Source organism: Streptomyces sp. NPDC086777 (assembly GCF_040702065.1).
In the GTDB taxonomy this organism is placed as follows: Bacteria; Actinomycetota; Actinomycetes; order Streptomycetales; family Streptomycetaceae; genus Streptomyces.
Genome location: NZ_JBFBJI010000009.1, coordinates 212,255 through 225,067 on the forward strand (window position 1 = coordinate 212,255; position 12,813 = coordinate 225,067).

General features: G+C 71.0%; 12 protein-coding genes. 5 read left to right on the forward strand and 7 right to left on the reverse strand.

Going from position 1 to position 12,813, the window contains the following annotated elements:
* Positions 1–38: 38 nt before the first annotated feature.
* The 5 genes from AB0472_RS15750 to AB0472_RS15770 all read right to left on the reverse strand — a co-directional run bounded on the left by AB0472_RS15750 (position 39) and on the right by AB0472_RS15770 (position 6,844).
* Complete coding sequence (locus tag AB0472_RS15750) at positions 39–1,709, reverse strand: penicillin-binding transpeptidase domain-containing protein (RefSeq protein ID WP_366356877.1); 1,671 nt, start codon at positions 1,707–1,709, stop codon at positions 39–41.
* A 102-nt stretch (positions 1,710–1,811) separates the two neighbouring features.
* Positions 1,812–3,422: a penicillin-binding transpeptidase domain-containing protein gene (locus AB0472_RS15755; protein WP_366356879.1), complete on the reverse strand. Its 1,611-nt coding sequence runs from the start codon at positions 3,420–3,422 to the stop codon at positions 1,812–1,814.
* Between the two features lie 345 nt (positions 3,423–3,767).
* A complete protein-coding gene (locus tag AB0472_RS15760; RefSeq protein WP_366356881.1) occupies positions 3,768–4,040 on the reverse strand; it encodes a DUF4158 domain-containing protein in 273 nt (90 codons plus the stop codon).
* A 105-nt stretch (positions 4,041–4,145) separates the two neighbouring features.
* A complete protein-coding gene (htpG, locus tag AB0472_RS15765) occupies positions 4,146–6,065 on the reverse strand; it encodes a molecular chaperone HtpG (protein ID WP_366356883.1) in 1,920 nt (639 codons plus the stop codon).
* A gap of 128 nt (positions 6,066–6,193) precedes the next feature.
* Positions 6,194–6,844 (reverse strand): type III effector protein, encoded by a 651-nt coding sequence (locus AB0472_RS15770; protein WP_366356884.1) that lies wholly within the window; start codon positions 6,842–6,844, stop codon positions 6,194–6,196.
* Positions 6,845–6,971: 127 nt separating this feature from the next.
* Between AB0472_RS15770 and AB0472_RS15775 the strand changes: the two genes are divergently transcribed.
* The 3 genes from AB0472_RS15775 (at position 6,972) to AB0472_RS15785 (ending at position 8,403) form a co-directional block, all read left to right on the forward strand.
* The gene (locus tag AB0472_RS15775; RefSeq protein WP_366356886.1) at positions 6,972–7,403 is read left to right on the forward strand and encodes an Hsp20/alpha crystallin family protein; all 432 of its coding nucleotides are present in this window, start codon (positions 6,972–6,974) and stop codon (positions 7,401–7,403) included.
* Positions 7,404–7,504: 101 nt separating this feature from the next.
* The gene (locus AB0472_RS15780; protein WP_366356887.1) at positions 7,505–7,900 is read left to right on the forward strand and encodes a DUF2267 domain-containing protein; all 396 of its coding nucleotides are present in this window, start codon (positions 7,505–7,507) and stop codon (positions 7,898–7,900) included.
* A 65-nt stretch (positions 7,901–7,965) separates the two neighbouring features.
* The gene (locus tag AB0472_RS15785; RefSeq protein WP_366356889.1) at positions 7,966–8,403 is read left to right on the forward strand and encodes a DUF2267 domain-containing protein; all 438 of its coding nucleotides are present in this window, start codon (positions 7,966–7,968) and stop codon (positions 8,401–8,403) included.
* A gap of 161 nt (positions 8,404–8,564) precedes the next feature.
* Here the strand turns inward: AB0472_RS15785 and AB0472_RS15790 are convergent, their stop codons facing one another.
* Positions 8,565–8,738 (reverse strand): hypothetical protein, encoded by a 174-nt coding sequence (locus AB0472_RS15790; protein WP_366356891.1) that lies wholly within the window; start codon positions 8,736–8,738, stop codon positions 8,565–8,567.
* 411 nt (positions 8,739–9,149) lie between these two features.
* Complete coding sequence (locus AB0472_RS15795; protein WP_366356892.1) at positions 9,150–10,940, reverse strand: phospholipid carrier-dependent glycosyltransferase; 1,791 nt, start codon at positions 10,938–10,940, stop codon at positions 9,150–9,152.
* 129 nt (positions 10,941–11,069) lie between these two features.
* Here AB0472_RS15795 and rsmI point away from each other — a divergent pair, with 129 nt between their 5' ends.
* Together rsmI and AB0472_RS15805 are read left to right on the forward strand one after the other, a co-directional pair.
* A complete protein-coding gene (gene rsmI, locus AB0472_RS15800; protein WP_366356894.1) occupies positions 11,070–11,918 on the forward strand; it encodes a 16S rRNA (cytidine(1402)-2'-O)-methyltransferase in 849 nt (282 codons plus the stop codon).
* A gap of 461 nt (positions 11,919–12,379) precedes the next feature.
* Positions 12,380–12,811 carry a hypothetical protein gene (locus tag AB0472_RS15805; RefSeq protein WP_366356895.1) on the forward strand — a complete coding sequence of 144 codons (432 nt, stop codon included), beginning with the start codon at positions 12,380–12,382 and terminating at the stop codon, positions 12,809–12,811.
* Positions 12,812–12,813 lie beyond the last annotated feature (2 nt).

Genomic DNA, 12,813 nt, shown 5'->3' on the forward strand with positions numbered 1-12,813 from the left:
CGCCCGCCGGGGGCCGGTCGACCGGCGCCCGCGGGTGGTCACAGAGACGCGCCCAGCTTCAGCAGCGCCGCCACGATCGGTCCCGCCGTGTCGCCGCCGTGGCCGCCCGCCTGGACCACGCCCGCGGCCGCGAAGTCGCCGCAGTACGCGGTGAACCAGCCGTTGGGCTTCTTCTGGCCGTCGACCTCCGCCGAGCCCGTCTTGGCGCCGCAGCTCGAACTCAGGCCCGACATCGCCTTGGCGGCCGTGCCGTACCCCGCCGTGTACTGCATGACCTCCTTCAGCTGCGCCTGCGTCTTCGCGGACATGGTGCGCGAGGCCTTCGCGATCGTCCGGTGGTCGACACCCGGGTCGACCAGGTACGGCTGGTGGAAGGAGCCGGTGTCCACCGTGGCCGACACCGACGCCATGTTCAGCGGGTTCATGCGCACCCCGCCCTGCCCGATCAGCGAGGCGCCCATCTGCGCGCCGCTCTGCACCGGGACGGAGCCGTCGAAGGTCGGGACGCCGATCGCCCAGTTGTTCATGCCGAGGCCGTAGACCTGCTGGGCCTCCGTCGTCAGGTCGCTGGCGGAGAGCTTGGGCGCGAAATCGATGAAGGCGTTGTTGCAGGAGGCGCCGAAGCTCAGCTTGAACGTGCCCTGCTTGATCTCGGAGTCGTCGTCGTTGTGGAACGTCCACCCGGCGAGCTTGTACGTCTTCGGGCAGGGGTGCGAGGCGTCCGGGGTGATGAGCCCCTTCTCGAACAGCATGGTCGACGTGACGATCTTCATCGTGGAGCCCGGCGCCAGGGAGCCCTGGAAGGCCACGTTGAAGCCGTGGCTGGAGTTGGCGACGGCGAGGACCTCACCGGTCGACGGGCGCATCATCACGACCGAGGCGTTCTTCTGCGTGGTGACCTGCTTCTCGGCGGCCGCCTGGAGGGTCGGGCTGAGCGTGGTCTTCACGGTGCCCGGCGTGCCCTTGCTGAGCTCCAGGAGCGTCTTGTCGGACAGCTGCGCCTTCTCGGACGCCGCGCCGCGCACCACGCGCAGTTCGACGCCCGCCTTGCCGCCGGCCTTCTTGCCGAACTTCTCCCGCAGCCCGTCGAGGACCGTGCCCAGCGACGGGTACTTGGCGGTGGTGATCTCCCCGCCGTCCCGGTCCAGGGCCTTGATCGGCGGGGTGCCGGACTCGCCGGTGACCAGGGTGTCGCCGTCCGCGAGGTCCGGGTGGACGACGGCGGCGTGCCAGTTCACCACCGGCTTGCCGTCGCTGGTCCGCCGGATCACGGTGAACGCGGAGTCGTACGACAGCGGCTTGCTGACGCCCTTGTACGACACGGTCGCCTTGACGGAGAACGGGACCTTGCCGCCGGTACGGGTGCCTTCGGTGAGGGTGACGCCCGTGACGTGGGCGTCCTTGGTGTAGCCGGTGAGGAGCTTGATGCACGCCTTGCTGTCGTCCGTGACGGCGGCGGCCCGGGCGACCTTGCCCTGCTGCCAGGACGACAGGAAGGTGCGCGCGGTCGTCTGCACCTCGGTGGCGGACAGCGGGCCGGTCTTGACGGGCTTGTGGTCGGCCGTCCTCGCCGTCGACGCGTCGGCGGCCCCGCCGCCGTACAGCGCGTAGAGGCCGAGGCCCGCGCCGCCGACGACGACGGCGATCATCCCGCCGACGACGGCGGGTCTGTGCTTCCGTCGCTCGGCGACGCGCCTTCTCTTGCCCACTGGTCAGTTCCTCCGCGCATTCCCCAGGGTCCCCGCCGCCCCGTAGCCCTCACGCTCCCCAACGACGGCACCAGCCTAGAGTCCCGGCCTGTGGGGGTGACGTCAGCCTCCGATCCGTAGCACGCTTGCGACAATCGGACCGGCCGCGTCGATGCCGTGGCCGCCGTCCTGGGTCATGGCCGCGGCCGCCACGTCGTTGCGGTAGCCGGCGAACCAGCTGTTCGACTTGGACTGGCCGTCGACCTCCGCCGAGCCCGTCTTGGCGCCGATGCTGCCGCTCAGCCCGCGCATCACACCAGCCGCGGTGCCGCTGGTCGCGGTGCGGTTCATCATGGCGCGCAGCTGGCCGACCGTGGACGGCGACAGGCCCTTCGCGGTGGCCAGTTCCCGGCCGTCCAGCTTCTGCGGGACGAGCACCGGCTGCCGGAAGGTTCCCGTCGTCGCGGTCGCCGCGACCGACGCCATGTTCAGCGGGGACATCTGCACCTGGCCCTGGCCGATCAGGTTGGCCGCGGTGTCCGGGCCGCCGGAGGCGGGGACCCGGCCGTCGAACGTCGGGATGCCCACCTTCCAGTTGTTCTTCCCGAGCCCGAACCGGTCCTCGGCCTCCTTGGTGAGCGAGTCGACCTGGACCGAGTCCGCGTACTTCACGAAGGCCGTGTTGCAGGAGCGCGCGAAGCTGTCGGAGAGGGTGGCCTGCTCGTCCGGCTGGAGTCCCTTGAGGTTGCTGAACGTCTGGCTCTGCCAGGTCGCGGTCGGCGGGCAGGGCGCCGGGCCGTTCGCCGTCGTCAGGCCGGTGTCGATGAGGGTGGCCGCGCTGATGATCTTCATGGTGGAGCCGGGCGCCAGCTCGCCGAGGAAGGCCGCGTTGAAGCCGTCCGCACGGTGGTTGGCGACCGCCAGCACCTCACCGGTGCTGGGCTTGACGGCCACCACCGACGACTCGGCGTACTTCGTCACCGCGGTCTCGGCGGCGGCCTGCACGCGCGCGTCGAGCGTCGTGCGCAGCTTGCCCGCCTTCCCCTCCGTGAGGGTCAGCAGCGTGGTGTCGGCGGACTCCTCGGACGCGTGCTGGATGACCAGCTCCACGCCGGGGGTGCCGCCCGCCTTGTCGCCGTACCGGCTGCGCAGCTCGTCCAGGATCGGGCCCAGGGACGGGTACTTGTCCTTGGTGAGGACCTGGCCGTTGCGGTCCACGGCCTCGATGGGCGGGCTGGCCGCCTCGCCGGTGGACAGGGTGTCGCCGCGCTTCAGCTCCGGGTGGACCACCGACGGGTCCCAGTCGACCAGGGCGCGGTGCGTGGTCTCGCCGCGCACGATCGTCAGCCGGCTCCGGTAGGCGAGCGGCTTCGACTTCCCGCCGTAGGACACGGTCGCCCGCACGCTGTACGGCACGGTGGCGCCGGTCGCCTTGCCCGGCGTGATGTGCACGTCCTTGATGTGCGCCACGTCGCTGAAGGAGGTGAGCACGGGCTCGGCGTCGGCGGAGTCGTTCGTGTACGACGCCGCGGTGGCCGACCGGCCCGTCTCCCAGGCCGCGAAGAACTTCTGCGTGGTGTCCTTGATCTCGTCCTTCGTCGGCGGCCCGGTCCGCACGGCCGGTGCGGTGTCACCGTGCAGCGTCGCCAGAACGTTGTAGGCGCCGTACCCGCCGCCGCCCAGCACGGCTGCGCAGACGCCGCCGATCAGGGCGCCCTTGACCCCCTTGCGCATGGTGCGAAAGTCCCTCCCCGTGGGCTTTTGCGCGTTTTGTGAACGCGTTCAAAAGCTGGTTGTGACTCGCACTGTAGGTCGTTGTGGGGCCCCTGTGGCAGGCGTTGACCGATTGTTGGCCGAACTGTTGGCCGAACGGAGATCAGGGATGTGGTTCACACGCAAGTGTCGGGCCACATACGTGAACGCCAGGAGTCGATGAAGTCCCGACGCGAGGGCCCGCCATGGCGCCGACCAGCTGCGGCAACCGCTCAGCCTGCTCCGGGGTGGGTGCGGCGGCCGGCGTCGCCCAGAGGCGTTTCTCGGCCGGTCCTCGGGCGCCGGAGACCGGCCTCTCCAGCACGGTCACCCAGGGCAGCACCACCTTCTTGCCAGGCGTTTGGTGGCGCCGGTCCAGGCCCGCCGGTGGAGCCGGCGGGCGAGCGAGGTGCCCAGGTAGCGGACGGCGCCGGGCTGGATGGCCCGGCCGATCCGGTGCCGCGCGCCACGGGCGGCCATCGCCCTGCGGCGCGCGGTCTGATCCAGCAGGGAGGACCCGGCGAACTGCCCCTCGTCCGGGTCCTCGGTGAAGTGGCCGAAGTGCCTGCGCTGTTCCTCGCTCAGAAAGCCGGTGGGCACCGCCCGCTCCTTGCTCGTCGGCGTGATTCGCGCGCGACGGTGTCAGGGGGGCGAGGCCGGGGTGGGTGCGGCCGGGCGCTTCGGCGGTGCCGGGCCGCCCCGTGGTCACAGAGTGTGGGACAGACGGTCGGTGAGCAGCCGGGTGAAGCGGGCCGGGTCCGGCAGGTCGCCCCCTTCGGCGAGCAGCGCGCCGCCGTAGATCAGCTCGGCGACCTCCGCCAGTGCGGGGTCGTCAGCGCCTGCGTCGTGTGCCGTGCGCAGGGCGGTGATCAGTGGGTGTGCGGGGTTGAGTTCCAGAATCCGCTTGACCGGGGGTATCTGCTGGCCCATCGCCCGGTACATCTTCTCCAGGGTTGGCGTCATGTCGTGGGCGTCGCCGACGATGCAGGCCGCCGAGGTCGTCAGGCGTGAGGACAGGCGGACCTGCTTGACCTGGTCGGACAGGGTGGTGGTCAGCCACGGCAGCAGGGCGGCGAAGTCCTGCTCGCGCCGGGCCTTGTCGGGGTCGGTGTCCTGGTCGTCGTCGGCGGACTCTCCGAGATCGACCTGGCCCTTGGCGATGGACTGCAGACGGCGGCCGTCGAAGGCCGGGATCTGGTCCACCCACACCTCGTCGACGGGGTCGGTGAGGATGAGGACCTCATAGCCCTTGGCGGCGAAGGCCTCCATGTGCGGGGAGTTCTCGACCATCGTGCGGCTCTCGCCGGTGAGGTAGTAGATGGTGTCCTGACCGTCCTTCATGCGCTCGACGTACTCGCGCAGCGTGGTGGTCTTCTCCGGGTCGTGGGTGGAGGCGGCCGACACCAGCTCCAGCAGGGCCTCCCTGTTGTCCGTGTCCTCGACCAGGCCTTCCTTCAGCGCCCGGCCGAACTGTGCCCACACCTTGGCGTAGCGCTCGGCGTCCTTGGACTGCATGTCCTTGATGGCGCCGAGGACCTTCTTGACCAGGCGCCGGCGTACGCCACGGATCTGCCGGTCCTGCTGGAGGATCTCGCGGGAGACGTTCAGCGACAGGTCGTGGGCGTCCACGACGCCCTTGACGAAGCGCAGGTAGTTGGGCATGAGCGCTTCGCAGTCGTCCATGATGAACACCCGCTTGACATACAGCTGCACGCCGGGCCTGGTCTCACGGGAGAACAGGTCGAAGGGTGCCTGCGAGGGGATGAACAGCAGCGCCTCGTACTCGAAGGTGCCCTCGGCGCGCATGTGGATCGTGTCGGCCGGGGGCAGCCAGTCGTGGCTGATCTGCTGGTAGAACTCGTTGTACTCGTCCTCGGTCACCTCGCTGCGCGGCCGGGCCCACAGCGCCTTCATCGAGTTGAGCGTGTCGATGTCGGAGATGGTCTCGCCCTCGGCGTCGGTGCGCTCGGTGGCCATCCGGATCGGCCAACGGATGAAGTCCGAGTACCGCTTGACGATCTGGCGGATCTTCGACTCGGACAGGTAGTCGGCGAGTCCGTCCTCGCTGTCGGCGGGCTTGAGGTGCAGGGTGACCGAGGTGCCCACGGGCAGGCCGTCGACGTTCTGGAGGTCGTAGGTGCCCTCGCCGTCGGACTCCCACCGGGTGCCGGAGTCGGTGCCGGCCCGCCGGGTGCGCAGGGTGACCTTGTCGGCGACCATGAACGCCGAGTAGAAGCCGACGCCGAACTGCCCGATCAGGCTCTCTGCGGTGGCGGCGTCCTTGGACTCCTTGATCTTCTCCAGCAGGCCGGCGGTGCCGGACTTGGCGATCGTGCCGATCAGCTCCACGAGATCGTCCCGGGTCATGCCGATCCCGTTGTCACGGACGGTCAGTGTGCGGGCGTCCTTGTCGACCTCCAGCGAGATGTGCAGGTCGGTGGAGTCGGCCTCGACGAGGCTGGAGTCGGTCAGTGACTCCAGCCGCAGCTTGTCCAGGGCATCGGAGGCGTTCGAGATCAGCTCACGCAGGAAGATGTCCTTGTTCGAGTAGATCGAGTGAATCACCAGTCGGAGCAACTGGCGGGTCTCGGCCTGAAATTCCAGCGTCTCGACACTGCTACCCATGTGGGTCTCTTTCTGTGGGAACGTCATGAACGGACTTGGACTCGGGCCGGGACGGATCGTTGCCCGCCGTCGGCATGGTCCGGGGCGGGCCGGACTGCACCCGCTTCTGTGACTCTCCGCGGTGGGAATCAGTCATCGTCAGCTGCTGTCGTCGTGAGCCGGTCCTCAAGGGCGTCCAGGCATTCGACGAGGTCGGTGTGGTGGGCATCGAGGTAGGGGCGCATGCCGGTCAGGGGGGCAATGAGCTCGGCGGCGTCGGTGGCGCCGAGGGCGGCATGCAGGGCGGCCTGGGCCGAGCGCGCTTCGGGCGCGAGGTGGGCGAGGGCGGTGATGTGTCCGGCGACGCGGCGCAGGTCGGCGGCGTTGGCACGGGCCCAGGTGGCGGTGGCGCGTTCGGCGGCCCTGGCCTGGCGGGTGGCCGTCACGCGCTGCTCGCCGGTGGTGCCGACGGCGCCGGGGCGGCCGCGCAGATAGCGGCGTTCGGCGGCCTGGCGGCTGGCGACGCCGAGGGGGCGGGCGAGGTCGGCCCAGCTGGCGCCCGCGTCGCGGGCGGTTTCGATCAGGCCGGTCTCCCAGCCGGCGAGCCGCTCGCGCACCTGCCGCAGCAGCATCAGGGAGGCCAGCGCCTGCTCGGGACCGGGGCCGACGGCGTCGGGGGTCTCGTGCTGGGCATCGCGCAAGGCGTCGTCTATGGCGGCAAGGGCCGCAGCGGCGGCGAGAAAGGACGCCGGGCTGTGGGCGTCAGTGCTGGTCGGGGTCGGCTGGTCGGCCGGGGGCAACGGGCACCTCCCTCTGTCGTCATCACTTGGACGACACCATGTTTGTCATCCATTGGATGACATGTTACAACGGTGTCAGTGAGGCGCATTGGCAGCAACTGCCCGAACTTCCTGGAGGTGTTTTCCGATGTTGATGCGCACCGACCCCTTCCGTGAGCTGGACCGGCTGGCCCAGCAGCTGATGGGCCCGGGCACCTGGTCGAGGCCGTCCCCGATGCCGATGGACGCCTACCGCGAGGACGGCCAGTACGTGGTGGCCTTCGACATCCCCGGTGTCAGCGCGGACGCGATCGACATCGACGTCGAACGCAACATGCTGACCGTCAAGGCCGAGCGCCGGCCCGTGACGAAGGCCGACAACGTGCAGATGGAGTTGTCGGAACGGCCGCTGGGAGTCTTCTCCCGCCAGATCGTGCTGGCCGACACGCTGGACACCGAGCACATCCAGGCCGACTACGAGGCGGGCGTGCTCACCCTGCGCATCCCGATCGCCGAGCGCGCCAAGCCCCGCAAGATCTCCATCGGCGTCGGACCGGGCCGCAAGGAGATCTCCGGCTGAGCCGGACAGACGAGGGCTGACCAGCGGCGGAGGACGGGTATCTGATGTCCCCCTCGCCCGTCCTCCGCGCCCCGTGGACCTGAGGAAGGGTGGCGGCCGACGTGACTGTGCGGCGCGAAGCGTTCCTCAATCACGTGAAGGAACGCGGCGGATATGGCACTTTGCAGGAGACCGAACGCGCGGCCCGCGTGGTGCTCGCCCTGCTGGGCGCACACCTGGTCGGCCAGGTACGTGCCCAGCTGGCGGCGCGTCTGCCGGAAGGCTTCGCCCTGATCCTGCTCAACCCGCTGCAGAGCGCCGAGCCGCTGCCCCCGGAGCGGTTCGTGCGGGCGACCGCGGCCTGGATCGAGGGCGCGACCGAACAGACCGCGGCCTGGGACGTCAGCGCCGTCCTGTCCACGGTCGCCGACGCCGCCGGAGACGACCTCCTCAAGGCGATCCTGCTCCAGCTCCCCGTGGGCTACGACCTCCTCTTCGGCCGCCCCCAGCCCACCTGACCACCCACCCCCGGTGGCCGCACACCGGCCACCACGACCCTGGTGACAGAAAGGCAACCACCGCAGTGATGTCCGACCAGAGCGCGCCGCTCCAGCAGCCCTACGGGAGGGCCTACGAGCACCTGCTGGAAAAGGTCCGCTACGCAGGCGCCTACCCCACCGTCGAGAAGGCCGAGGAGGCCGTCCGCCTCGTCCTCGCGGGACTGGGACGCCAGCTGACCGGCGACGAACGCGTCGAACTGGCCGCTCGCCTGCCCCTCGAAGCCGCACGCATCCTCACCGGCCAGATCCCCGACACCCAGCCGCTGGGCGGCTGGGCCTTCGTCAAGGACCTCGCCGCCCGCACCGGCGCCTCCCAGGCCACCACCCGCTGGGACACCGGATCCGTCTTCTCGGCCGTCGCGGCCTACGCCGGTCCCGACCTGCTGACCCGCATCCTGCGCCGGCTCCCCTCCGGCTACGCGCTGCTGTTCGGGCGCGCCGAACTCACCCCTGCCGCATAGCCGGAGACGTGCGTGCCCGAGGCGGGCAGCGACGACCATCGCGTCGCTGTCCGCCCCGCGCCTCGGGGCCCGCGAGGTGACCGCCGTCGCCCGCTCGCCGGCGCGCACCGACGAGTCGGCAACGCCCGGCCGAGCGCATCAGGTCCGGTAAGAACCCGGCGTCAGGGCCGCTCCTCAGCCGGGGGGTTCAGGTCGTGGGGCGGGAGGCGGACCGCGAGGAGGGTGCTGTCGTCGTTACCGCCATGGGCCAGGCCGGCGACGGGCTCGTCACAGAAGACCGCCAGCGGTTCGCGGGGCAGGGCTGCGACGCCGGGGGGCGGGCGCAGGCCCGTCACCGGCCGCTCCGGGCCGGGACGCACCGCCCGCTGGGGGAGCGACCGGAAGGGCCGGACTTCTCTGCCCGCCGCCACACGGTGGGCAGACACAGGCAGTCAGCAGGCTGAGCGGAATTCCCCGAGTGAGCGTTCGGGGAGGCAGAGACACCCCCTGCCGGAAGTCTCCAGGAGGGGGTTTGAGGGTCTGACCCGCGCGCGCCCTGCCTCCCCGGCGCCTCCCTGGTCGCTCCCCCGCGTGAACAGGACGCGCGCAGGGTCCTTGGGGCGCCCACGACCCGGACCACTGTTGCCGACAGCACCCGTACCGACTCCGGCCAGGCCGGGACCGGGCGACCGGCGACGGCCAACGGCGACCGGCGACGGCAGTTGCGCCGCGATGCTCATGACGGGGCGACTGCGGGGTGGCGCCGGCTAGACCCAGGTGTCCAGCCACATCCGCGACCGCCAGCTGTCGATGGGGATCGCCGTGCCCGTGTACAGCGGCCAGAAGTAGATGAAGTTCCACACGATCAGCAGCACCAGGACGCCCGCACCCGACGCGCCGACCAGCCGGCGGGTGTCGCTGGAGCCCGGCGGGCCGATGATCGCGCCGATCATCATCGCCACCGCGAGACACAGGAACGGCACGAAGACGACGGCGTAGAAGAGGAAGATCGTGCGCTCCTGGTACATGAACCAGGGCAGGTAACCGGCCGCGATGCCGCACGCGATGGCGCCGGCCCGCCAGTCGCGGCGGAACGCCCACCGCCACAGGACGTAGGCGATCGCGAAGCAGGCCGCCCACCACAGCAGCGGGGTGCCGATCGCGAGCACCTCACGGGCGCACTTCTGGCCGGCGTCCGCCGGGCAGCCGTCCACGCCCGGGGACGGCGACTCGTAGTAGTACGACACCGGGCGGCCCAGCACCAGCCAGGACCACGGGTTCGACATGTACGTGTGCGGCGAGGACAGGCCGATGTGGAAGAGATAGACCTCGTGCTCGTAGTGCCACAGACTGCGCAGCCAGTCCGGCAGGAACGTCCAGTTCCCGCCCTTGCCGGCGGTGGCCGCCCAGTTGCGGAAGTAGCCGCCGCTGCCGTCGGTGGGGGAGAGGATCCAGCCGATCCAGGAGACCAGGTAGACGGCGATCGCCACCGGGACGGTCGCCAGGAACGTGATCCCCGTGTCGCGCGCCAGGACCGCCCTGTACGGGTGCCGGGCACCGGCCACCCTGCGCGCGCCGACGTCCCACAACAGCGCCATCAGGCAGAACGCGGCCAGGATGTAGAGGCCGTTCCACTTGGTGCCGATCGCGAGGCCGAGCAGTACCCCCGCCGCCCAGCGCCAGGGACGCCACCCGAACCGGAAACCGTCGGCCACGTCCGCGTCCGGCCGGACCCGGCCGTCGGCGTCCGCCGGCAGCGCCGCCGCCAGCTTCGCCCGCGCCCGGTCCCGGTCGACGACCAGGCAGCCGAACGCGGCCAGCACGAAGAACATCAGCACCCCGTCGAGCAGCGAGGTGCGGCTCATCACGAAGTGCAGACCGTCCACCGCCATCAGCGCGCCGGCCAGGCAGCCCAGGAAGGTGGACCGGAACATCCGGCGGCCGATCCGGCACAGCAGCAGCACGCTCAGCGTGCCGAGCAGCGCCGTCATGAACCGCCAGCCGAACGGGTTGAAGCCGAAGATCAGCTCCCCGAGCCCGATGACGTACTTGCCGACCGGCGGGTGCACGACGTACGCCGCGTCCACGGGGATGCCGACGTGCCCCGCCTTCTGCAGGATCAGGTCGTTGGCGTTCTTGTCCCAGTTGACCTCGAAACCGCGGTGGACGAGCGCCCACGCGTCCTTCGCGTAGTACGTCTCGTCGAATATCACCGCCTTGGGGCTGCCCAGGTTCCAGAACCGCAGCAGACCCGCCAGCAGCGTCACCAGCAGCGGACCGCCCCAGCCCGACCAGCGCGTGATCCGCCCGGCGAGCACCGGAGGCACCCCCAGGGCGAGCCACAGCCGGGGGCTGGGCTCCGCGTACGGCGGCACCAGACGGTCGACGACACCGGCGTGCGCCCCGGAACCCGCGGCGCCTCTGTCACCGGAGGTGTGCGCCGTGCGCGCCGGGCTCGCCGGGTAGCCGAACCGGTGCAGCCGCTGCTGCCACGTCGGCCGCTCGTCGAGCACTGCCTGGCCCTGCCGGGTGTCCGAGGAGGACGCGGTACTGGTCACCGCGCCATCGTAGGGAACCGTTCTGTGTGAGTCCCGTGCAATGGGGCTTCACGGTGGGTTCCTTTGCGTTCACCGCCCCGGGGGTCCGCCGGGGACGGCGCTGTCGGTGGCGGCTGCGAGGATGGAGGGGTGACTGGAACCCTTGTCCTCGCAGGCACCCCCATCGGCGACGTCGCGGACGCGCCGCCCCGGCTGGCCGCCGAGCTGACCGGCGCCGACGTGATCGCGGCCGAGGACACGCGGCGGCTGAGGTGGCTCACCCAGGCGCTGGGGGTGACGCCCAAGGGGCGGGTGGTGTCGTACTTCGAGGGCAACGAGGCCGCCCGTACACCGGAGCTGGTCGAGGAACTCGCCGGCGGCGCGCGCGTGCTGCTCGTGACCGACGCCGGGATGCCGTCCGTCTCCGACCCCGGCTACCGGCTGGTCGCGGCCGCCGTGGAGAAGGACATCCGGGTCACGGCCGTGCCGGGGCCGTCCGCCGTGCTCACCGCGCTCGCGCTGTCCGGGCTTCCCGTCGACCGGTTCTGCTTCGAGGGGTTCCTGCCGCGCAAGGCCGGCGAGCGCCGCTCGCGGCTCCAGGAGGCCGCCGAGGAGCGCCGCACCCTCGTCTACTTCGAGGCCCCGCACCGCCTGGACGACACCCTCGCGGCCATGGCCGAGGTCTTCGGCGCCGAGCGGCGGGCCGCCGTCTGCCGCGAGCTGACCAAGACGTACGAGGAGGTGCGGCGCGGGCCGCTGGCCGAGCTGGCGGCGTGGGCCGCCGAGGGGGTGCGCGGCGAGATCACCGTCGTCGTCGAGGGCGCGCCCGAGCGGGGGCCGGAGGATCTGGACGCCGAGGAGCTGGTGCGGCGGGTGCGGGTGCGGGAGGAGGCCGGGGAGCGCCGCAAAGAGGCGATCGCGGCGGTGGCGCTGGCCGCGGGGATTCCCAAGCGGGTGGTGTTCGACGCCGTGGTCGCGGCGAAGCGCTCCGCCGAGTGAGAGCCGGGTTTTCCGGGAGCGCCGTCGTGGTTGCTCCTGCGCAGCCTTCCGCGGGTGGTGGACGGCTGGTCGCGCCGTTCCCCGCGCCCCTTTCGGGGCGCCTCGGGACCCGGGTTTCGAAGGGGGCGCACCTTGATCTCCGAGCGGGTCGCTCCTCTTCTGAGCGTGCGCCTCTGACCTGCGGTGATATGTCCTCTGAGCGGGGTGCATCTCCTCTGAGCGCGCGCCCCACGGGACGGTAAAGCAAGGGCGGGAAACGCAAAGCCCAGCCCTGTGCGGTGCGGCCCGTTTGGCAAGCAGGCTCCAAATCGCCTCCAACACTCGGCAGGCCTGTCGCATTCGCGTGGGTGAAGGCGTCCACTGGTCGTGAGGGACGCACCCGTCCCTCACCCCTATGGGATTCCGGGGGGAATCCCCGTGTCGGGGGTGCGTGCTTGTCCAAGCGGACAAGAGGAGCTGGCATGAGTGAGATCGCAGGGCAGACCGGCCTCCGCGGTGCGGCCACAGCCGTCGTCCATGAGTCGTATTCCTTCGCCTGCATGCGATGCGGGCACGGCTGGGAGCAGTCGTACGAGATAGAGCACCACACGGACGCCGACAATCACGAGTTCGTCAGGTACGTGGCGAACGGCCGGGTCGTCCCGTCACCGCTGAGCAGGCCGTCGTGCCAGAACTGCGACGGGCAGGTCCTGCGGATCATGCGCGCGGGGCAGGTCTCGTCGGTGCGGAACGCCGCGCAGCGCTCGCACCCGCCGGTGGCGCGGGACCGGTCCGCCGGACCGGACGGCGCGGAGACCGGCGCGGCCGGGACGGAGACGCCCGCCGAGGTCGGGGCGGTGCACCACTGGCACCTGTCGGATCTCCTGCATCCCTTCCAGCGCAAGGCGAGCTGACC

What these genes read in the sequence shown, in the direction of transcription:
- AB0472_RS15755 (WP_366356879.1), bottom strand. Translation starts at nt 3,422, where the DNA reads ATGCGCAAGGGGGTCAAGGGCGCCCTGATCGGCGGCGTCTGCGCAGCC.
- htpG (WP_366356883.1), bottom strand. Translation starts at nt 6,065, where the DNA reads ATGGGTAGCAGTGTCGAGACGCTGGAATTTCAGGCCGAGACCCGCCAG.
- AB0472_RS15775 (WP_366356886.1), top strand. Translation starts at nt 6,972, where the DNA reads ATGTTGATGCGCACCGACCCCTTCCGTGAGCTGGACCGGCTGGCCCAG.
- AB0472_RS15805 (WP_366356895.1), top strand. Translation starts at nt 12,380, where the DNA reads ATGAGTGAGATCGCAGGGCAGACCGGCCTCCGCGGTGCGGCCACAGCC.